A 20,700-nucleotide genomic window follows, 5' to 3' on the forward strand; every position below is an offset into this window, starting at 1 on the left:
CCCGTAGGCCCAGTGCGGTGAGGATCGCGGTGCGGTCGTTGGGGTCAGGTATGCGCCCGTGCCCCAACTTGTGGTCGGCGGCAAGCCTTTTGGGCGTGCACTCGCGCGTCGTGGGTAGCTCGGTCCAGGACGACTTGGCCTTCTTCTTCACAGTCCGGCCCTCGGGTGAGTCGGCCACCAGGTATTGGCGAGCTGAACTGCCTCCGTGGAGTGGCGGGAGAGTGCCCAGGCGATGCAATTCGACGAACGACTTCACGGCGTCTACCTCTGAGGAGCACATCACATGCGTGTAGGAATCACTGGTCACCGAGGTCTTAACAAGGACGTGGAACGGCACGTACGAGCACTTCTGGATGAAGCCCGCCAAAGCTACGCCGACGACGAACTGGTCGTGGTGTCGTGCATCGCCGACGGTCCCGACGCCTGGGCGGCGGAGTCGGCACTCGGATGCAGCGCCCGCCTGGAGGTGGTCATCCCAGCCGAGAAGTACCGGGAAGGTCTTCCGGAGTGGCATCACGAGGTCTACGACGAGCTGTTGCGACGCGCATGGGATGTCCATCGCACCGGCATGACCGAATCGGACGAGGCGGCGCACATGGCGGGCAGTGAGGTACTCGTCGGCCTCGTCGATGAGTTGGTCGCGGTCTGGGACGGCAAACCCGCTCGCGGCTATGGAGGCACCGCCGACGTCGTTGCATACGCCCGCCGAACGGGCACGCCTGTACGGATTGTGTGGCCGGCTGGCGCGAGCCGCGACCAGTAGTGCTTTGTTGATGATCAAGGCAACGGCGGTGACGGTGCTGAGGAACGCCGCGGGGTGGCGGCCCAGATCCGAAGACGCCCCGGCCCGCGCCACACCATGCTTGGCGGAGCCAAAGGCGCCTCCCCGTACGACCCTTGGGAGTTCTACCTCAGCCAACCTGCCCCGTCGGCCGCACCGTGATGTGGTTGATGTCCACGCCCGCGGGCTGGTTGACGGCGAACACAATGGTGTCCGCGATCTGCTCGGCGGTCATCGTGGCGGCTGCCTCGGGGGTGCCGCCGCGGGCGTGCCAGAAGGGGGTGTCCACGATGCCGGGGGCGACAACGGTGACGCCGACTCCGTCCTGGCCGACCAGGAGGCGGGTGTTCTCGGCGAGGGCGTGGGCGGCCCACTTGGTGACGGAGTAGAGGTTGCCGGGGGTGTGGCGGACGCCGGCGACCGAGCCGATGATCACGATTCGGCCCTTGGATGTCCTCAGGTGGGGCAGGGTCTCCTGGATCAGCAGGGCGGGGCCCAGGACGTTGGTGAGGATCATGGCGCGCATGTCCTCAGAGGCGTGGGTCTCCAGGTTGCCGGGCAGGGAGAAACCAGCGTTGGCTATGACGTTTTCCAGCCGACCCCAGGTGTCCAGCACTTGGCGGACGGCGGCGGCGACGTCATCTGCTTCGCCGGCGTCGCCGGTGATCGTCAGCAGCCGCTCGCCCGCCCCCGCGGTGGCGGCGAAGGCGGCCAGCTTGCCCACGTCGCGTCCGGTAACGGCCACGCGGTGGCCCTGCTTGAGCAGGGCGCGTGCGGTGGCGGCGCCGATTCCGGTCGAGCCACCGGTGATCAGCGTGACGGGTTCCATGGGACGGCCTCCTCGGCGACGGGGTCATCGGGGCAAAGCGCCTGCACTATACCCAGCGATCTTCGACGCTCGCTCCCGGCTTTCTCCGACGGCTCCGCTCCTGACTGTGGATCAGGAGTTGGCTAGGGCGCGTCCCGTCGTCGGACCCGGCCCCGTGCCTGGTACGGGCCCCGCGTGACTGGTGCCTGGTACGGGGCCCGGCCCTTTGCCGGTGCGAGGCGCGCCGCCGTGGACGGGACCACATGCCTCACATCGTGCGGTTGCGGCGTGTGCGGGAGGCGTAACCTCGGGCGCTCCAGTCATGTGACGGGCCGGAAATTCGCCCTCCCTACGGTGCTGGTCGTAGGTCGTGCCCGCCGCCGGTGGGGCGGTTCTGGCTCGGGAAGGTACACGCACCGCGGAGTGGGGTTTCGGTGGCATCTGGCTCGAAGGACGGCAGTGTCCGCACGGTCTGCTCGTACTGCGGGGTCGGCTGCGGGATCGTCCTGGACGTGGTGCGGTACCCGGCCGACGGCCGGCGCCGCGTGGCCAGGGCGTCCGGGGACAAGGCGCATCCCACCAACTCCGGCCGCCTGTGCACGAAGGGGGCGACCAGCGCGGACATGATGGCCGCGCCGGGGCGTCTGGCGAAGGCGCTGGTGCGTGCCGAGCGCGGCGCCCAGCCCGTCGAGACGGAGGTGGACGAGGCCATCGCGTCGGTCGCCGGGCGACTGCGGGCGATCCTGGACGAGCACGGGCCGGACGCGTTGTCCTTCTACGTGTCCGGGCAGATGTCCCTGGAGGCGCAGTACCTGGCGAACAAGCTGGCCAAGGGCTTCGTGCGCACCAACCAGATCGAGTCGAACTCCCGCCTGTGCATGGCCTCGGCAGGCTCCGGATACAAGCTGTCGCTGGGCGCGGACGGCCCACCCGGCTCGTATCAGGACTTCGATCGCGCGGACGTGTTCTTCGTCATCGGCGCGAACATGGCCGACTGCCATCCGATCCTCTTCCTGCGCATGATGGACCGGGTCAAGGCAGGCGCCAAATGGGTCGTCGTCGACCCGCGCCGCAACGCCACCGCCGAGAAGGCCGACCTCTTCCTGCAGATCAGGCCCGGCACCGACCTCGCCCTGCTGAACGGCCTGTTGCACCTGCTGGTGGCGAACGGCCACACCGACGAGGAGTTCATCGCCGAGTTCACCGAGGGGTGGGAGGAGATACCCGCCTTCCTCGCGGACTACCCGCCCGAACGGGTAGCGGAGATCACCGGCCTCGCCGAGAACGACATCCGCCGGGCCGCGCAGTGGATCGGCGAGGCCGGTGACTGGATGAGCTGCTGGACCATGGGCCTGAACCAGTCCACCCACGGCACCTGGAACACCAACGCCCTGGTCAACCTGCACCTGGCGACCGGCGCCATCTGCCGCCCGGGATCGGGACCGTTCTCGCTGACCGGCCAACCCAACGCCATGGGCGGCCGGGAGATGGGTACATGGGGCCCGGGCTGCCCGGTCAGCGGTCCGTGCTCGTCGACTCCGAGCGGGCCTTCGTCGAGCGCCTGTGGCAGATCCCCGAGGGCTCGCTGCGTACCGACGTCGGGCGCGGCACCGTCGAGATGTTCCAGGAACTGGCCGCCGGCGCCATCAAGGCATGTTGGATCATCTGCACCAACCCGGTCGCCTCGGTCGCCAACCGCAAGACCGTCATCGCCGGTCTGGAGGCCGCCGAACTCGTCATCACGCAGGACGTCTTCGCCGAGACCGAGACCAACGCGTACGCCGATGTCGTCCTGCCCGCGACGCTGTGGGCGGAGTCCGACGGCGTCATGGTCAACTCCGAGCGGAACCTCACCCTGGTGCCAGGCGTCGTCGACCCGCCCGGACAGGCACTGCCCGACTGGCAGCTGATCGCCAGGGTGGCCCGCGAGATGGGATTCGTCGAGGGCTTCGGCCACACCTCCGCCGAGGAGGTGTTCGAGGAACTCAAGCAGGCATGGAATCCCACGACCGGCTGGGACCTGCGCGGGGTGACCTACGAGCGGCTGCGCACCACACCGGTCCAGTGGCCGGCGCCGACCGCGGACGGCCCGGACCGCAACCCGATCCGCTACCTCAACGACGGCGTCAGCCAGACACTGGTGGAACGCGAGAACGGCACGCTCCCCCGGCTGGCCTTCCCCACCCCGAGCGGACGCGCCCGGTTCTACGCCCGGCCGCATCTACCTGCGGCCGAACTCCCCGATGACGACTACCCGTTCATGCTCACCACGGGCCGCCTCCAGCACCAGTGCCACACCATGACCAAGACCGGCAAGGTCGCCAAGCTCACCAAGCTCGACTCCGGTCCGTTCGTGGAGGTACACCCCGAGGACGCCGGGGCGCTCGGGATCGCGGCGGGCGACCATGTGGAGATCGCCTCGCGCCGTGGGCGTGCCGTGCTTCCCGCGGTGGTCACCGACCGGGTGCGACCCGGCACGTGCTTCGCCCCCTTCCACTGGAACGACCTGTTCGGCGAGTACCTCAGCATCAACGCCGTCACCAACGACGCCGTCGACCCGATCTCCTTCCAACCCGAGTTCAAGGTCTGCGCCGTCACCCTCACCAAGACGGCAGCGCCCGTTCCGGAGGCACGGTCGGACACCCGCCCCGAGGCCACGCCGGCCGCCGCGCCGCACGAAGACGAGCCGGTGCATGCCGTCCCCGACCAGGGTGGCGCGACAGCCCGGTCGGACGCCGCCGTCCATGCGCTCGCCGGGATGTTCGGCATCACCGACCTGTCCCCCGCACCACTGGTCGAGCCGGAGCGCCGCTACCTCTCCGGCTATCTCGCCGGCCTCGCCCTGAACCCGCCCGACGGGGATGTCCCCGTGCTGCCACCCGACGCGCCCCTCTCCCCCGGTTCCGCGCTCTGGGTCGGCGGCGCCCTCGCCGGCATGTTCTCCCGCTCCGCCGCGCCCGTCGCCCAGGCACCCGCCACTCGCGAGTCCGAACCCGGGCCCGCGCGGACCGCGGCACCGGCAGCCGACGCCGCCGTACCGACCCGGCGACTGGTCATCCTGTGGGCCTCGCAGACCGGCAACGCCGAGGAGTTCGCCACCACCGCCGCGGCCCACCTCACGGCGGCGGGCCGCACCCCCGATCTGCTGCCCATGACGGATCTGACGCCTGCTCAACTCGTCCCGGACACCGATCTGTTGCTCATCACCAGTACCTTCGGCGACGGCGACGCCCCCGACAACGGCGCCGACTTCTGGCAGGCGCTGTCCGCCCCCACCATCGGCCCGCTGGAAGGCATCCGGTACGCGGTGCTCGCCCTGGGCGACTCCACCTACGACGACTTCTGCGGCCACGGCCGCCGGCTCGACGAACGGTTCGACGCGCTCGGGGCCACCCGCCTCGTCGGCCGCACCGACTGCGAGCCCGACTTCGAGGCGAGTGCCGAGCAGTGGCTCGGACAGGTGGTCACCGCCCTGGCCACCCCCGACGACAGTCACTCCACGGCCGCGGGCGGGCTCGGGGCGCCCGCTCCCGGCCCCGCCGTCACCGCGGCGCCCACGACCACACCCACCGCCGCCACCACACCCACCGCCACCACACCCACCGCCGCCTCCGCACCGCCCGCTCCGGAACCCGTCGGCCACACCAAGGCATCGCCGTTCAGCACCCTCCTCATCGGCAACCGGCTGTTGAGCCTGCCCGGTTCCCAGAAGGAGGTGCGGCAGTTCGCCTTCGACACCCGTGACCACGAACTCGCCTACGACGCCGGTGACGCCCTCGGGGTGTGGCCGGTCAACGGTGCCGGCCTCGTCGCCGAATGGCTCACCCTGACCGGAGCGGACGCCGACGAGCCCGTCGAGCTCGGTGACGGTGCTCGCCTCACCTTCGAGGAGGCGCTGCGCACCCGCCTGGACATCACCCGCCTCACCACCGACCTGCTCAAGTTCGTGGTGGAGCGCACCGGCAGCCAGGACCTGAAGCGGCTGCTGCGGCCCGACAACAAGGACGCCCTGGCAAGGTGGAGTTGGGGTCGCCAGGCAGCCGACGTCGTCGGCGTGTTCCCCGTACGCGCGTCCGCCCCGGAATGGTCCGCCGTGCTCAAGCGCCTGCAGCCCCGCCTGTACTCCATCTCCTCCAGTCCCCTGGCCCACCCCAGCGAGGTGCGGCTCACCGTCTCCGTCGTCCGCTACACCAACGACCTCGGCCGCGACCGCAAGGGCACCTGCTCGACCTATCTGGCGGACTGTGCCGACGACGGCCCGGTGCGGGTCTTCGTGCAGCGCTCACCGCATTTCCGTCCGCCCGCCGACCCCACCACCCCCATGGTCATGGTCGGCCCGGGAACCGGCGTGGCCCCCTTCGTCGGCTTCCTCGAAGACCGCCGGGCCCGCAGTCACACCGGCCCCAACTGGCTCTTCTTCGGCGAACAGCGCCAGGCCACCGACTTCTACTACCGCGAGGAACTGGCGGGGTTCCAGGCATCCGGCCACCTCGACCGCCTCGACCTCGCCTTCTCCCGCGACCAGCGCAACAAGATCTACGTCCAGGACCGGATGCGTGAGAACGGCGCCCGCCTGTGGCAGTGGCTCCAGGACGGCGCCCACTTCTCCGTCTGCGGCGACGCCGGCCGCATGGCCAAGGACGTGGACCAGGCACTCAAGGAGATCGCCGCCACGCACGGCGGCATGGACGCCGACGAGGCCACCGCCTACGTCAGACGCCTCGCCGCCGACAAACGCTACGTCCGCGACGTCTACTGATCGGCCGCGCGTCCACCCGCGACGCACACCAGCCAGGAGACTCCAGCCGAGGTGCAGCCGTCAGGGGACGCCAACCGCAGGGGACGGGCTTGACCTTGACCGTGCGTCAGGGTTGAAGGCTGGTCGCATGACGAACAACAGCACTTCCCCGGTTCGGCCCGCTCCGCCGATCGGAGGGTTCCAGGAGATCGACGGCCGCCGCGTCTTCGTGCGGCGGTCGGGCAACGGCGGACCGGCCGTGGTGTTCCTGCCCGGCGCCAGCGCGGTCGGCCTGGACTACTTCGGTGTCCAGCAGCAGGTTTCGCAGTTCACCACCACCGTGGTGTACGACCGCGGCGGCACGGGCTACAGCGATCCCCTGCCGCTGCCGCGCACCGCCGCCGCGGTCGCCACGGAACTGCACGACCTGCTGCACGCCCAGCACATCGCCGCCCCCTACGTGCTGGTGCCGCACTCCCTCGGCGGCTTCTACGCGCACCGGTTCGCGCAGCTGTACCCGCAGGACGTGGCCGGGCTGGTCTGGTTGGACGCCTTCCACCGCGACTGGGACGAATTCATGCCGCCCACGGCGCGGCTGGCCGCGGTCGAGCGGATGGCGCCTGGTCGGGAGCAGTTGGAACAGCTGCGTCCGGCCCTGCGCGAGATGTTCGCGGAGTTGCTCGCGGACTACCCCGAGCGCCTGCGGCAAGCGCTGGTCGATGCCAAGGTGAGTGACGCCTGGGCCCACATCGGCATCGCCGAGCGCACCAAGTTGGCCGAACTCGCCGCCGAACTGCGGGCCGGGCCGAACATCCCCGACGTCCCGGTGGTTGCGCTCACCGTGGTCGGCGCCGACCCCGCCCAACAGGCGGTGACGTCGGAGCGGACGCTGCGGGAGATGCACGAGGGTCACATGAGAATGGACGCGGCCCTGGTGAGCGCGGTCTCGCACGGGGAACAACGCATCATCTCCGACACCAGCCACCACCGGCTCTGCTTCGACCGCCCCGATGCCGTGGTCCAGGCGATCCGCGATGTCGTCGCCCGAGCCCGCGCCTGATTAGACTCGGCCGGACCACGTTTTTTACGAGGACCCGAGGAGGACGGTGCTCACCATCGGCCAGCTCGCGGCAACCGCCGGCGTGACCGTGCGCACCGTTCGCCACTACCACCACGTCGGGCTGTTGCCCGAGCCCGAGCGCGATGCCTCCGGCTACCGCCGCTACAGCGCGCAGGCGGCGGTGGATCTCATCCGGATCAGGACCCTCGCCGACGCGGGGGTGCCGCTGGCCCGTATCGACGCGCTGCTGCATGCCCAGCCGGCCGCATTCGACGCGGCCGTCACCGACATCGACGCCGCGTTGCAGCGCAAGATCGACCAGCTCACCGAGTACCGCCGCAGGATCGCCGAACTGGCCGCCGGCGAAAGGCTCTTCCTGCCCGCGGAGGTGGTCGCCATCCTGGACCGGATGCGCGGTCTCGGGGTCAGCGAACTGCGGGTGCGGCTGGAGCGCGACTCATGGATCCTGATGCAGGCACTGGACCCGCACGCCATGCCGCAGCGGATACGGGAGAAGAACGCCGGCTTCGACGACCCGGAGACGACGCGCCTGTACCTCGCCTGTGATCAAGCAGTCGACTGGGATCCGCACGATCCACGCCTGGACCGGCTCATCGACGACCTGGACGCATGGCACATCAAGCACGAACGGGACAGCCACCGGGCAGGGTCCCGGGAGCTGGTCTCTTCCCGGATCTCCGAGGCATCGCCGGCATGGCAACGCATCCTCGATGCGCTCGCCCACCGCGCAGAGCGGCGCCGAACCGCCCGGCACGACAGCTGAGGCTCAGTGCGGGAGTCGCGTCACGATGCCGGAGCCGACGACCACGTCCGTACTGCCCTGCTCCTCGGACAACAGCGTGAGGTCCGCAGTGAAGGCGGCATACGTGTCGATCGAGTCCAGGTCCTTCCCCCTCGACGAGGGTTTCGGGACACCGGCGGTGGGGCGCAAGGTCTGCCGGTGTTCCGTAACGCCCATCCCGGCCCATGGGACGCAGCCACTATGGCCGACCGCTCCTCGCGGACCGACGGGCGTCTAGGGCGCTTCTGATGGCTCTTGCCGGGGTGGTGGTGGATCAGTGCTCCGGCTGGGCAGTTGCGTCTTATGGTGCGGCGACATGAGCTCACGGACGCGCAGTGGCAGAAGATCGAGGCTTTACTGCCCGCCAACGGCAAGCCCGGCGGGCAATGGGCCGATCACCGCACGGTGATCAACGGGGTGCTGTTCCGGGCCCGTACCGGCGTTCCCTGGCCGGACCTTCCCGAACGATATGGCCCCTGGCAGACCGTTTATGAACGGCACCGCCGCTGGTCAGCTGACGGTACCTGGCAGCAGATCCTGACCGAGTTACAGATCGAGGCTGACGCCACCGACCCCGACGGGACCCTGGCCAAAGACGTCGAGAAGGAAAGCGTGCAGCGCCGGCGGGAGTGGGCGGTGAACATCGACTCCACGTCCTGCCGCGCACACCAGCACGCGGCCGGTGCCCGCCGCCGGCCGCCGCGGGACTTTCCGCAAAAGGGGGCGGTGCGCGTGTGGAAGACGATGGGCGTGAGGCGCTGGGGCGTTCAAGAGGCGGACTGACCAGCAAAGTCCATCTGCTGGCCGATGACCGGGCCCGCCCGTTGACCTGGCAGACCTCTCCAGGCCAACGGGGCGACAGCCCCATGTTCATCCCCGTGCTGGAGGGCCTACGCATCCGACGGCGCGGGTCGGGTCGGCCTCGTAGCCGGCCGGATCGCGTCCGCGGTGACAAGGCGTACTCCAGCTACGACAACCGTGCTTACCTACGACGACGGGGCATCAAGGCGACCATCGCCCAGCCCGATGACCAACGGGCCAACCGCCGGCGCAAAGGCCAGGCCGGCGGACGACCTCCGGCATTCGACAAGACCCAGTACCGCCACCGCAGCGCTGTCGAGCGATGCGTCAGCAAGTGGAAGCAGCACCGCGCAGTGGCCAGCAGGTACGACAAACGTGACTACATCTTCAACGGCACCCTGACCGTTGCAGCGATCGTCATCTGGCTCCGCGACACCGTCCAAGAGCCATCAGAAGCGCCCTAATGATCTGCGTGCCGCTCGTACGAGGTCTCGGGCTGCCGTATCCACGCGGCCAGTAGCCGAAGCGCCCCTTCGGAGCTGGAGCCTTCCTCGGCGGTGTAGACACTCAGCCGCTGGTCCGGGTCGGCGGGCAGGGTGAGGGACTCGTAATTGAGGGTGAGCGGGCCGACGATCGGGTGGTGGAAGTGTTTGCTGCCATGCGTGTGCCGATACACGTTCTGGTCGGCCCACCAGCGACGGAAGTCCTCATCCCTGATCGAGAGTTCGCCGACGAGTTCGGCCAGCAGTGGATCGTGGCGATGGCGTCCGGCGTCGCGCCGGAGCGAGGCGACGATGTCCTGGGCGTGGGTGTCCCAGTGGGTGTACAGCGAGCGGGCGGTCTCGTCGCAGAACATGAACCGCACCAGGTTTCGCTCGCGGTGCGGCAGCGCATCGAAGTCGGTGAGCAGCGCACGTGCCATCTGGTTGGACGCGAGTACGTCCAGTCGCCGCCCCAGCACGAGTGCGGGGGTGTGCTCGAGGATCCGGAGCAGGTCGCGCAGCCCCGGGCGGACCGGCTGCGGACGCGTCGCCGTTCGGCGGGGCCTGCCTGCGGCGGGTTTGGCGAGCTGGAACAGATGGGTGCGTTCGACGGGATCGAGGCGTAGCGCGCGGGAGATGGCGTCCAGCACGGTCTTGGAGACATTCAGTCGGCGTCCGCGTTCCAGGCGTACGTAGTAGTCGACGCTCACGCCCGCCAGTTGCGCGACCTCTTCACGGCGCAGTCCTGGCACCCGCCGAGAGCCGCCGTCGTCGGACAGGCCCGCCTGGCGCGGGGTGATTCGTGCCCGCCGAGAGCGGAGGAACTCACCGAGAGCTGTGTTGCGGTCCATGCCGTTCACGATAGGGCCCGAGATCGCCCCGACGGCCCGCGAAGGGGGGACTGGCAGTCCCCCGGTCCGGCTGTCCCCGGGACGAAGCAGACCCCCCACAAACCGATCAGCAGCCGATTCGGGTGCTGAAGTGGAACGCGTCCAGACCGGCCGGGGCCCAATCGCCCCGGCCGGCCCCTGTTCGCATCGCACGAAGGGAACTCCTGTGTCGGACACCAAGACATTCCTGATCACCGGCGTCAGCACCGGCCTGGGCCGCGCACTCGCGCGCGCGGCGTTGGCCGCGGGCCACCGGGTGGTGGGCACGGTGCGCACGCCCGCCGACGCACGGGCCTTTGAGGCGCTCGACGGCGACGCGCACGCCCGCATCCTGGACGTGACCGACCATGACGCGGTGGACACGGTCGTGGACGAGACCGAGCGCGACCTGGGCCCGGTCGACGTACTCGTCGCCAACGCCGGGTACGGCCATGACGGCCTCTTCGAGGAGTCGTCGATGGATGACCTTCGCCGTCAGTTCGAGGTGAACGTCTACGGAACCGTGGCGGTGATCAAGGCCGTGCTGCCGCGCATGCGGGAGCGCCGCTGCGGCCACATCATCGCCGTCACCTCGATGGGCGGGCTGATCACCATGCCGGGCCTCAGCTTCTACCACGGCAGCAAGTTCGCGGTGGAGGGCATCCTCGAAACGCTCGGCAAGGAGGTCGCCGATTTCGGCATCCATGTCACCGCCGTCGAGCCGGGCAGCTTCCGGACCGACTGGGCCGGCCGCTCGATGATCCGCGCACCCCGTGTGATCGCCGACTACGACGAGCTGTTCGAGCCGCTGCGCGCCCGGCGCATCCACGGCAGCGGGCACCAGCCCGGCGACCCGGACAAGGCCGCGGCCGCGGTGCTTCGCATCGTGGCTGCCGACCAGCCGCCGACGCGCCTGCTGCTCGGCACCGACGCGCTTCGGCTCGTCCAGGCCGGACGCGACGCCTTCGAACGCGACATGCTGGCATGGTCCGAGCTGTCGGCCTCCACCGACTTCGACGACGTCAGCCGGTCCGTCTGAGGTCACTCGCTGTCGGGCCCGCGGAGCCGTTCACACCGCGGCACCTGGGAGCGGGTGTTCACCGCGCTCATGGCCCAGGCCGACGCGGACGAGGACCTGGACTGGGCCGTCTCGGTGGACTCCACGATCGTGCGCGCTCACCGGCACGCGGCCGGGGCCCGCAAGAAGGGGCCCCGGCCGGTGAGCCCGACGACCATGCCATCGGCCGGTCCCACGGTGGACCGACCACAAAGATCCACCTCGCGGCCGACGGCAACTGGCGCAGAGCAGACAGCGGGCTGAGCGGGCTTCCTGCATCCGGTTCGCCAACTCGTCGGCTCCGGGACCGTCGTCACTCAGCTGTGTTTCCTCAACCGGCCCTCCGGCATGCGTGAGGCAACGACGGCCGAGCTCGACCGCCTGCTCGGACCGGGGGCGGGCCCGTCACGGTGAGAAGGTGCAGCGCGGTGGCCGTGTGCGGCCCTAAGAACTCCTCGCTGCACAGGAATTCCTTCGAGGGGGCAGTCCTGGACGGCCACGGCTGTCCCGCGCGTTCAACGATCCATGCGCGCCAGGGAGGCGGGTTGAGATCGGGTGCATGCGGGCTGTCGATCGGGGCGTTGTCCGTGGCTCGCCGGGCACACCTCGGGCTAGGCTTGCCCGGTTTCGAATCGGCTGACCTTTCCGCCGTCGACCGTGAAGCGCCAGGCGGTGCGCATCTCGCCCCAGGTGTCGTTGCGGTAGTTGGCGACCAGGCCGAGTCCGTCGTGCGTCTGCGTCTCGATGTCCATGTGGCCGCCCGAGGAGAAGATCTCGCGCTCGGTCCAGTCCGCGACGTCGCGGTCCGAGCCGTCGTCGGACATGGTGGCCCCGGGCGTGAGGGCGGCGGCGAAGGCCGCGCGGTCGCCGGCGTTGAGCGCGCCCACGAAGGCGCGCACGGCCGGCTCGGTCAGCTTGTCGAGGGCGATGGTCACGGTCTCTCCAGAGGTACGGGGACGGGTCCTTCCCCTGGCAGCACACCGCACGCCATGGCGCATCGCCACCGGTGAGCGCCGAATGACACCGCGCCGCGGTGCTGAGCCCCCTGGAGGGATGCGCCGGACACCGGCCTAGTACACCGGCAGCGCCAGCAGTGACGTGCGGTTGAGGACGAAGAGGCGGTTGCCGCTGGCGGCGATGGAGCGGGACTGGCCGCCGGTGAGGGCGTAGGTCTGGCGCTGGTTGCCTCCGGAGCGCGGCAGGCCGCTCACCCCGGTGTCCTCGCTCTCCACGATCCAGACGCCGTTGCCCTGGACGACCGGTGGTCGCCACGGCGGGGTGACACCGCCGATCATCACCGGGTCGGCGGCCTGGCTGCCGTCGGAGTGCAGCGACCGCAGCGCGTCGCAGTCCAAGGCATAGACCACCCCGCCGGCCACCGCGGGCGGGCCCCAACCGTAGGTGCCCCGCCTGGGCGGCCGTAGCGGGTTCTGGGACCACAACTCGTGGCCGTCGGTGATCCGCACCGCGGTCAGAGTGCGGCCGCCGAGGTAGGCGGTTCCGCCGTCGACGGCGGGCCGCAACGGTCCTTCGGCCTGTCCCTTGCGGACCCAGGCACGGGAACCGTCCTGCGCGCGGACCGCGGCCATGTCGCCGGTCTCCGTGCACAGCACCAGGTGGCCGGCGCCGAGGGCCGCGACGGGGTGGCCGCCGGACAGCGCCAACGGCGGCTGCTGGGTCCACCGCACCTTTCCGTCGGTCCCCACGCAGCGCAGCCGGCCGTCGGAGGTCAGCAGGTAGACGGCGTGGGCGTCCGCGGCCAGGAGGGCGCCCACCTGGGCGTCCACCGTCCACCGGGGGGATCCGGTGGCGGCCACCCAGGTGCGCAGGGTCCCCTCACCGTCGGCGGTGGCCACCAGGCGGTCCCCGATCGAGAGGTAGCCGGCCTCCGCCTTCGCGTCGCCGACCCGCCACCGCTCCCGGCCGTCGACGACCCGGCGCGCCGCGATGCCGCCGCCGGAGGCCGCGAACACCACCACATCGCGTATCGGCAGCGGAGCCGGTGACCCGGCGTCGGCCACGTCCTCGACGGGGCCCCACAGCGGGGTCGGGGAGCCTTCGGCGGAGCCGAGCTGCGCCGCCTGCACCTTCGCCGGCGGCGGGATGTCGAAGGGGTCGGACGGGGCGTCACCGCGGCTGAGCCACCAGGCGGTGCCGCCGCCGCCCGCGGCCAGCAGCGCCCCGCCGCCGGCGGCGAGCAGCAGCCGCCGCCGGGTGAGGCGGAGGTTGCCGCCGGCGGTGCCGTCCCCGAGGGCGGGCGAGGGGCCGGTCGGACGGGCCATCAGGCGGCGTGCTGCGGCCTCCCGTTGCCGGATCTCGTCGCCCAACCGAGCGGCCTTCCAGAGCCGTTCGGGCTGCCGCGGCGCCGCGGCGGCGTCGGCGACCTGACTGGGCAGCGGACGCGCCGCCGGGTCCTTGGCGAAGCAGGGCACGACGAGGTACCGCAGGCCCTCGGGAACGGCCTCCAGGTCGGGTTCCCCGTGCACGACCTCGTACAGGACGGCCGTGATCTCGGCGCCGGTGTACACCGGCCGGCCGCCCGCGGCGAAGGCGAGGACCGCGCCGAGGGAGAAGACGTCGGCCGCCGGTCCGACGCGCCGTCCCAGGACCTGTTCCGGCGCGCCGTAGCCGGGGGTGACCGGGATCTGCCCGGTGCGGGTGAGGGTCAGGCCGTGTTCGGGACGGGCGATGCCGAAGTCGATCAGGCGCGGGCCGCGCGAGGTGAGGACGACGTTGGGGGGTTTGACGTCCCGGTGGACCAGCCCCGTGGCGTGCACGTCCTGGAGCGTTCGGGCCAGCGACCGGGCCAGTTCCCGCACGGCGGCGTCGTCCAGCGGTCCGAAGCGCTCGACGGCGTCGTCCAGCGTCGGACCGGCCAGGAACTCCGTGGCGATCCACGGCCTGCCGCCCTCCAACTCGGCGGCCAGGACGCGCGCCACGCCCTCGCTGGTCACCGCCTGCGCGGTCCGCGCCTCCCGGAGGAAGCGATCGGCCAGGTGCCCGTCGTGGGCGAGCTCCGGCAGCAGCACCTTCACCGCGGCGGGGCGTCCGGCGGCGTCCGCGCCGAAGTACACCTTGCCCATGCCGCCCTCGCCGAGGACGCCGTGCAGGCGGTAGGGGCCCAGGCGCAGCGGGTCTCCCTGGCCGAGGGGTTTCACAGGTGGTCGTCTCCTGGATCGAGAAGGGGGCGGGGGTCAGGCGAACGGGAGGGCGATGGTCCGCTTCTCCAGGCGGAGGTACAGCCGGCCGCCGTCGGGGTCGCCGGTCAGGACCACGGGCTCGGACTGGTAGGTCCAGACGGCCTTGCGGGTGCGCAGGTCGACTGCGCGGACGCCCGTGTCGTCGGCGCAGTAGGCGTACTGCTTGCCGACGGCCGGGGCCACCTCGCGCTTGCTCTTGCGGCCGGACAGCCCCTGTTCCTGCCAGTTGAGCGTGCCGGAGAGGGCGTCCACGGAGATCAGACCCCGGTCGCCCTCGGTGCAGTAGACCACTCCGTCCTGGACAGTGGGCGTGCCGTACCGCCGTTCCTCGCCCGCGCTGTCGCCGACGTCGCGCCCGTTGCCGAACATCCACTCCAACCCGCCGTCGGACAGGCGGCGGGCGGTGAGGGTCTCCGCGCCCAGGTACAGGTTGCGGTCGTCGGCGACCAGCCGGGTCGGCGGGGTGCCCGCGAACGTCTCGGCGAGCTGCCACAGTTGGTGGCCGTCGGCCTTGCCGTGCACGGAGAGGTGGATGAACTTGGAGTCCTTGTCCGGGCTGCCGCACAGCACCACCCGGGATCCCACCACGCCACCGAACAGCGCCGGCGGGACGTTCGCGGCCGGCGGGTCGTCCACCGGGCTGCGCCAGTGTTCCTTGCCGGTGCGCAGGTCGGCCGCGACCAGGTACCAACCCTTGCCGGTGGCGGCCCGGGCCACCAGGTAGGCGGTGCCGTCTACTACGCACAGCAGTTGGTTGTACTGCTCCTTGCCGGCGAACGCGGAGAGTTCCACCAGCGGCTTGCCCAGTTCTCCGCTGGTCTGCGCGACCTCGCACACCGCCAGCGACGCCGCCTCCTGGTACCCCCGCAGGGCGTACACCCGGGTTCCGTCGGTGGCCGAGCGCCAGATGTCCTCGATGTTGGCCTGCCAAGTCGACTGGCCGGACTCGGCGTTGATGCCGCACAGTACGATGCCCGCGCGCATGGCCAGGTTGTGGCCCACCCGCATCACCTCGCCGCCGGTCTCCGGGCACCACAGGGGGGCGCTCCACAGCGGCGCCGGAGGCTTGGGCCGGTCGACGGCGTCCTTCTTGGCGGTGCCGCCGCCGGTGTCGTCGGAGCCCCCGAAGAGGGCCCAGCCACCGCCGCCGAGGAGGCCGCCGCCCAGGAGGGCACCGCCGGCCACGGCCAGCAGCCGCCGCCGCGAGACACCCGCTGCGGGGGCGGCCTCGGCCCGCGGCGCCTCGACGGGCGCCGGCGGCGGCAGGCGGTGCGGCGGCTCGTGCCACACCTCGTCGCTGCGCCGGGAGATCTCCCGCAGCACCGCGTCGGGCAGCAGGTCCGCGAAGCCGCCGCGGTCGCCCGGGGCGTACGGGGCCCCGCCCAGCGCGGTGCGCAGCTCGGTGGTGGACGGGCGCTGCGCGGGGTCCTTGGCCAGGCAACGGGCGAGCAGGGGCAGCAGCGACTCGGGGACCCCTCCGAGGTCCGGCTCGCCGAACCGGACGCGGTACAGCAGGTCGGTGGGGGCCCCGCCGCCGAACGGGCCGCGGCCGGTGGCGGCAAAGACCAGCACCCCGGCCAGGGCGAACACATCGCCCGCCGCCGCGTGTTCCAGTCCCGCCGCCTGCTCGGGCGACATGAACGCGGGCGTGCCCACGGCGTTGCCGACGTTCGTCAGGTGTTCGTCGCCGAAGGCCCGGGCGATGCCGAAGTCGATGATCCGCGGGCCCTGCGCCGTCACCAGCACGTTGGACGGCTTCAGGTCGCGGTGCACCACCTCGGACCGGTGCAGCTGCTCCAACCCGGCGGCGAGGGACGCGCCGAGGGCGCGCACGGCCGGCTCGGGCAGCGGTCCGCCGGCCTCGACGGCGGTGTCCAGCGGCGGGCCGAGGACGTACTCGGTCGCCATCCACGGGGTCGGTGCCTGGGGGTCGGCGTCGACGACCAGGGCCCCGTGTTCGGAGCCGACGACGCGAGCCGCGTCCGTCTCCAGCCGGAAACGGGTGCGCAGTGTGGTGTCCGCGGCGAGGCGGGTGTGCAGCGTCTTCACCGCGACCGTGCGGCCGCCTGCCGAACGGGCCAGGTAGACGGTGCCCATGCCGCCTCCGCCGAGGCGGGCGAGGATCCGGAACGGCCCGACGGTGTACGGGTCGTCGTGCAGAAGTGGGGAGATCATGGCCTCACCGCTCGTGGGTGGGAAGTGCGGCGGCGAGGACCTCCGCCGACTGACGGGACAGCGCCTCGACGACCCGGCCGGGCAGCGACAGCGGCTCGGTGGCGCCGGCCAGTCCGCCGTACGCCGCGCCCGGCAGCAACTCCGCCAGCACCCTTGCCGGTTCGGGTCGGCCCTGTGGGTCGCGCGAGCGGCACGCGGTGACGATGTCCCGCAGGCCGGCGGGGATCTCCTGCCGCTCGGGCACCGTGTGCCCGGTCGCCGCGTACGCCAGCACCGCACCCAGGGCGTAGACGTCCGCAGCCCGCTCCACCGGGCCGCCCGCGGCCAGTTCGGGAGCCAGGCAGCCGGTGTCCGGCCCGGTCGGGCGAGCGGACGAGGTGTCGGTCATCGGGTGCGCGCGGGTCGCGCCGAAGCACGCCAGGAGCGGGCCGCAGGCGGTCAGCAGCACGCCCGCCGGGCACACGCCGCCGTGCACGATGCCCAGGACGTGGGCCGAGGCCAGAGCTTCGGCCAGGGTGCCGCCGAGCGTGCGGACGAGCGGTTCCGGCAGCGGGCCGCCGTGCGCGGCGAGGACGGCCGGCAGTGGCAGGGCGGGCCGGTAGGGCGCGGCGTGCCAGGGGAATCCCGCCGTCCCGCCGAGCTGGGCGACCGGCCAGAACCCGGGCTGGGTCAACCGGGCGGCCTGTTGGGCCTCGGCCGCCCACCGCGCCGGGTCGCCGCCGGGCGGCGGCAGGCACGCCACCACGGTGTGCCCGCCCTCGGCGCTGCGGGCCAGATAGCGACGTTCGGGAACGCCCCGACTGCCGTCGGCGTCGAGACGGGCCAACGTCAAAAAATCCCCGATCCGCGCAGGATCGTCCTGCCGCAGCCTGTCCACTCGGCTTCTCCCCCATCAGGCTCGTTTCGGCCATGAGCCTATATACGGCGCGGACCCGCCTGGGCATCGGGGCCGCATCCGGGGCGACGGGTGCCCACCGGCGCCCGCCCGGCGTGCGAAGTGCGCATTTTGCCCGGCGGGAGGAGCGAGAAGAGCGTCGCGAGGACGGGCCCGACCGCTCACCGCACAGACCGCCGCGGCCATCTCCGGCGTCCCGACGCGCGGACACGGAGCGGCCGGAAGTGTTCCCCCGCGCCGCACTCCGGGGCACAGCGGCGCGTGTTCGTCCGCACACCGCATTTCGGCCGGCGTTCACAGGACCAACCCCCGCCCGCTGGCAGTCGTTCGACAGGCACCGGAAATCTCTTGTCGCCCTGTCACCACGCTCTGGAGGACGGACATCGTGCCCGAAGTACCCGCTCCCCGTCGGCGCCGTCGCCTCGCCTTCCTCTCCGCCGCCGTCGCCGGCCCCACGCTGGTCGTCGGCACGGTGCTGGCGCCTTCGGCCCACGCCGCCCCGGCGGACGACATCCGCATCAACGAGGTGGTGACCACCGGCAGCGTCAACGACTCGATCGAGCTGTACAACGAGGGCCCCGTCGCCGTCGACGTCTCGGGCTGGATCCTCAAGGACGACAACGACGGCTCGAAGTACGCGATCGCCGCCGGCACGACGCTGGCCCCCGGCGCGTTCCGTGCCTTCGACGTGCACAACGCGTTCGGCCTGGGCTCCGCCGACAAGGCCCGCCTCTACCTCCCCGACGACACCATCCTGGTCGACAGCTTCGGCTGCAGCAGCCACTCCAACCCCTCCTGGTCGCGCTGTCCCGACGGCACCGGCGCGTTCGGCGCGGCCCCGGTGACCCTGGGCACCGCCAACGCCTGCGGCGGCGACAACGGCGGCACCACACCTGCGGCCTGGCCCGGCGGCAGTTCCGTCACGACCGCGGACGCCGCCGACGTCTTCGGGCAGGACCTCAGCGGCCTGTACCAGGAGAAGGACGTGATGTGGGGCGCGCAGAACTCCGGCAAGCTCTGGCGGCTGGTCCCGGACGGTTCCGGCGGTTGGAAGCCGGACGCCGCGAACGGGTGGACGGCCGGCAAGTCGCTCCGCTTCTCCGGCGGTTCCGGCACCCCGGACAGTGAGGGCGTCACGCTCACCGGCGCCGGCTCCCCGGGCGGCGTGTTCGTCGCCAGCGAGCGCAACGGCGACGCGTCCGGGATCAGTCGTCTGTCCGTCCTCAGGTACGACGTCAGCGGTAGCGGCACCACCCTGGCGGCCACCAGGGAGTGGAACCTGACCTCCGACCTGCCGTCGGTGGGTTCCAACCTCGGCTTCGAGGGCATCACCTGGATCCCCGACACCTACCTGACCTCATCCGGCTTCAAGGACGAGTCGACCGGCTCGGCCTACGACCCGAACCGGTACGGCGGCCACACCGGTGGGGTCTTCTTCGTCGGCGTCGAGGGCACCGGCAAGGTCTACGGGTACGTCCTGCAGGACTCCGGCGCCTACACCCGCGTCGCGTCCATCGACAGCGGCATGGCAGGCGTGATGGAACTGCAGTGGGAGCCGCAGGCCTCGCGTCTGTGGGTGGTCTGCGACGACACCTGCGACGGCCAGCACCGGACCATGAAGGTCAACGCCTCCGGCACCTTCGCCACCACGGCCGTCTACGACCGGCCGAGCGGCATGCCCAACCTCAACAACGAGGGGTTCTCCGTCTCCGGGGCCGACGCCTGCGTCAGCGGCTCCAAGCCGGTGTACTGGGCCGACGACAGCAACGACGGCGGTCACGCACTGCGCAAGGGCAGCATCACCTGCTGACACCCACGGCGTCCCACACCGATGACCGGACAGCGGGTAAACACCCGCTATCCGTTGGACAGTTGGCAGAGGCTCGGGGCCCGCAGCCGAACCCCGAGCCCCTTGCCGACGCCGACGCCAACGCCGATACCGACGCTGACGCCGATACCGACGCCGAGGCCGATCCGCTGTCACCGGCCGCGGTCGCTCAGTGGAACTGTCCGACCTGGTAGTCGCCGGCCGGCTGCTGGTTGATGATGTTCAGCCGGTTCGCCGCGTTCATGAAGGACACCAGGGTCACCAGGGTGGCGAGCTGCTCCTCGTCGTAGTGCTTGGCGGCCAGCTCCCACACCTCGTCGCTGACCCCCTCGCCGGCATCCGCGACCCGGGTTCCTTCCTCCGCCAGTGCCAGCGCGGCCCGCTCGGCGTCGCTGAAGACCGTGGCCTCCCGCCACGCCACCACCAGGTTCAGCCGCACAGACGACTCACCGGCGGCCGCGGCGTCCTTGGTGTGCATGTCGATGCAGAAGGCACAGCCGTTGATCTGGCTCACCCGCAGCGCCACCAGCTCCTGTGTCGAGGCCGGCAGCGGCGAGTCCTTCAGCGTCCTGCCCGCCGCCATGAAGTGCTTGAGGGCCTTGCCGGCGGTCGGGTCGGCGATGAGGTTCAGTCGTGCGTTCATGGCTGTTCCTTCGTGGTCGTCAATGGCTACACCCTGGAGACGAGATGGCCCGACGCCCTGTGACACGGACGGCCGGAGGGGTCCCGCCGCCCGCCTCAGGCGCCGGGTGCGGCCACCAGTTTCCGTATCGTCATCGGCTCGGCGAGGACCCGTTCCAGGACCTGACGGACGTGGTGGAAGTGGGCGGTGGTGAAGTGCGCGTCGAGGGCCTGTGCATCGGCCCACTCCTCGACGACCACCATGCGGGCCGGTTCGTTGGGATCGGCGTAGGGGTGGTAGGCCAGGCAGCCGGGCTCCTCCACGGACGGTTCGATCATGGCTTCCAGTGCGGTGCGGAGCCGGTCCTCGCACCCGGGGGCGGCCAGGCATTCGGCGATGACGGTCAGGGACATGGTGTTGTGGATCCTCCTGTGTGCGGGAACGTTGGCTTTCAGGGGCGGGCCGGGCCCGTGCCGGCGCCCGTCCCGGTGAGAACCGCGGCGGTCTCCGCCGGGTCGGCCGGCGCCGGCCGGACCGAGCCGGCACCGACCCAGCCGTCCCGTGACGGACCGAGGGCCTCCG

15 protein-coding genes and 2 pseudogenes are annotated in these 20,700 nt (G+C 71.4%); 8 read left to right on the plus strand and 9 right to left on the minus strand.

Annotated elements, in window-relative coordinates:
• Positions 1-283: 283 nt before the first annotated feature.
• Positions 284-763: a hypothetical protein gene (locus SNOUR_RS02625; RefSeq protein WP_067343484.1), complete on the plus strand. Its 480-nt coding sequence runs from the start codon at positions 284-286 to the stop codon at positions 761-763.
• 148 nt (positions 764-911) lie between these two features.
• Here SNOUR_RS02625 and SNOUR_RS02630 read toward each other — a convergent pair whose 3' ends face one another.
• Complete coding sequence (locus SNOUR_RS02630; RefSeq protein WP_067343486.1) at positions 912-1,610, minus strand: SDR family oxidoreductase; 699 nt, start codon at positions 1,608-1,610, stop codon at positions 912-914.
• Between the two features lie 413 nt (positions 1,611-2,023).
• Here SNOUR_RS02630 and SNOUR_RS02635 point away from each other — a divergent pair.
• From SNOUR_RS02635 to SNOUR_RS02645, 3 genes and pseudogenes are all read left to right on the plus strand, one after another.
• Positions 2,024-6,348 (plus strand): annotated as a pseudogene (locus SNOUR_RS02635) (bifunctional nitrate reductase/sulfite reductase flavoprotein subunit alpha).
• Positions 6,349-6,475: 127 nt separating this feature from the next.
• Positions 6,476-7,387 (plus strand): alpha/beta fold hydrolase, encoded by a 912-nt coding sequence (locus SNOUR_RS02640; protein ID WP_067343488.1) that lies wholly within the window; start codon positions 6,476-6,478, stop codon positions 7,385-7,387.
• A gap of 46 nt (positions 7,388-7,433) precedes the next feature.
• Positions 7,434-8,171 carry a MerR family transcriptional regulator gene (locus tag SNOUR_RS02645; RefSeq protein ID WP_067343490.1) on the plus strand — a complete coding sequence of 246 codons (738 nt, stop codon included), beginning with the start codon at positions 7,434-7,436 and terminating at the stop codon, positions 8,169-8,171.
• A 3-nt stretch (positions 8,172-8,174) separates the two neighbouring features.
• Here the strand turns inward: SNOUR_RS02645 and SNOUR_RS02650 are convergent, their stop codons facing one another.
• Complete coding sequence (locus SNOUR_RS02650; protein ID WP_067343492.1) at positions 8,175-8,366, minus strand: hypothetical protein; 192 nt, start codon at positions 8,364-8,366, stop codon at positions 8,175-8,177.
• Positions 8,367-8,492: 126 nt separating this feature from the next.
• Here SNOUR_RS02650 and SNOUR_RS42420 point away from each other — a divergent pair.
• Positions 8,493-9,454 (plus strand): IS5 family transposase gene (locus SNOUR_RS42420; protein ID WP_376738493.1). Its coding sequence is split into 2 segments (ribosomal slippage): positions 8,493-8,886 and positions 8,886-9,454, totalling 963 coding nucleotides; the frame shifts between segments, so codons are not numbered across the junction.
• On the opposite strand, the gene SNOUR_RS02665 is transcribed toward SNOUR_RS42420, so the two are convergent.
• Positions 9,451-10,323, minus strand: coding sequence for a helix-turn-helix domain-containing protein (locus SNOUR_RS02665; protein ID WP_067343495.1), 873 nt, complete (start codon positions 10,321-10,323; stop codon positions 9,451-9,453). The genes SNOUR_RS42420 and SNOUR_RS02665 overlap by 4 nt on opposite strands.
• A gap of 205 nt (positions 10,324-10,528) precedes the next feature.
• Here SNOUR_RS02665 and SNOUR_RS02670 point away from each other — a divergent pair, with 205 nt between their 5' ends.
• Positions 10,529-11,380 carry an oxidoreductase gene (locus SNOUR_RS02670; protein WP_067343497.1) on the plus strand — a complete coding sequence of 284 codons (852 nt, stop codon included), beginning with the start codon at positions 10,529-10,531 and terminating at the stop codon, positions 11,378-11,380.
• A gap of 39 nt (positions 11,381-11,419) precedes the next feature.
• Positions 11,420-11,643 (plus strand): annotated as a pseudogene (locus tag SNOUR_RS47890) (IS5/IS1182 family transposase); the annotation flags it as partial.
• Positions 11,644-12,009: 366 nt separating this feature from the next.
• Here SNOUR_RS47890 and SNOUR_RS02680 read toward each other — a convergent pair.
• The 4 genes from SNOUR_RS02680 to SNOUR_RS02695 all read right to left on the minus strand — a co-directional run bounded on the left by SNOUR_RS02680 (position 12,010) and on the right by SNOUR_RS02695 (position 17,650).
• Entirely contained in the window at positions 12,010-12,333 is a 324-nt protein-coding gene (locus SNOUR_RS02680; RefSeq protein ID WP_067343499.1) for a hypothetical protein, read from the minus strand.
• Positions 12,334-12,468: 135 nt separating this feature from the next.
• Entirely contained in the window at positions 12,469-14,556 is a 2,088-nt protein-coding gene (locus SNOUR_RS02685; protein ID WP_067343501.1) for a serine/threonine-protein kinase, read from the minus strand.
• A 36-nt stretch (positions 14,557-14,592) separates the two neighbouring features.
• Positions 14,593-16,773 (minus strand): serine/threonine-protein kinase, encoded by a 2,181-nt coding sequence (locus SNOUR_RS02690; protein WP_067343503.1) that lies wholly within the window; start codon positions 16,771-16,773, stop codon positions 14,593-14,595.
• A 4-nt stretch (positions 16,774-16,777) separates the two neighbouring features.
• The gene (locus tag SNOUR_RS02695) at positions 16,778-17,650 is read right to left on the minus strand and encodes a protein kinase family protein (protein WP_067343505.1); all 873 of its coding nucleotides are present in this window, start codon (positions 17,648-17,650) and stop codon (positions 16,778-16,780) included.
• Positions 17,651-18,053: 403 nt separating this feature from the next.
• On the opposite strand from SNOUR_RS02695, the gene SNOUR_RS02700 reads away from it, so the two are divergent.
• Complete coding sequence (locus SNOUR_RS02700) at positions 18,054-19,478, plus strand: lamin tail domain-containing protein (protein ID WP_079142113.1); 1,425 nt, start codon at positions 18,054-18,056, stop codon at positions 19,476-19,478.
• A gap of 187 nt (positions 19,479-19,665) precedes the next feature.
• Here the strand turns inward: SNOUR_RS02700 and SNOUR_RS02705 are convergent, their stop codons facing one another.
• Complete coding sequence (locus SNOUR_RS02705; RefSeq protein ID WP_067343510.1) at positions 19,666-20,139, minus strand: carboxymuconolactone decarboxylase family protein; 474 nt, start codon at positions 20,137-20,139, stop codon at positions 19,666-19,668.
• A gap of 95 nt (positions 20,140-20,234) precedes the next feature.
• Positions 20,235-20,531 (minus strand): putative quinol monooxygenase, encoded by a 297-nt coding sequence (locus SNOUR_RS02710; RefSeq protein ID WP_067343512.1) that lies wholly within the window; start codon positions 20,529-20,531, stop codon positions 20,235-20,237.
• Positions 20,532-20,700: the final 169 nt, after the last annotated feature.

Source organism: Streptomyces noursei ATCC 11455 (assembly GCF_001704275.1).
GTDB lineage: Bacteria > Actinomycetota > Actinomycetes > Streptomycetales > Streptomycetaceae > Streptomyces > Streptomyces noursei.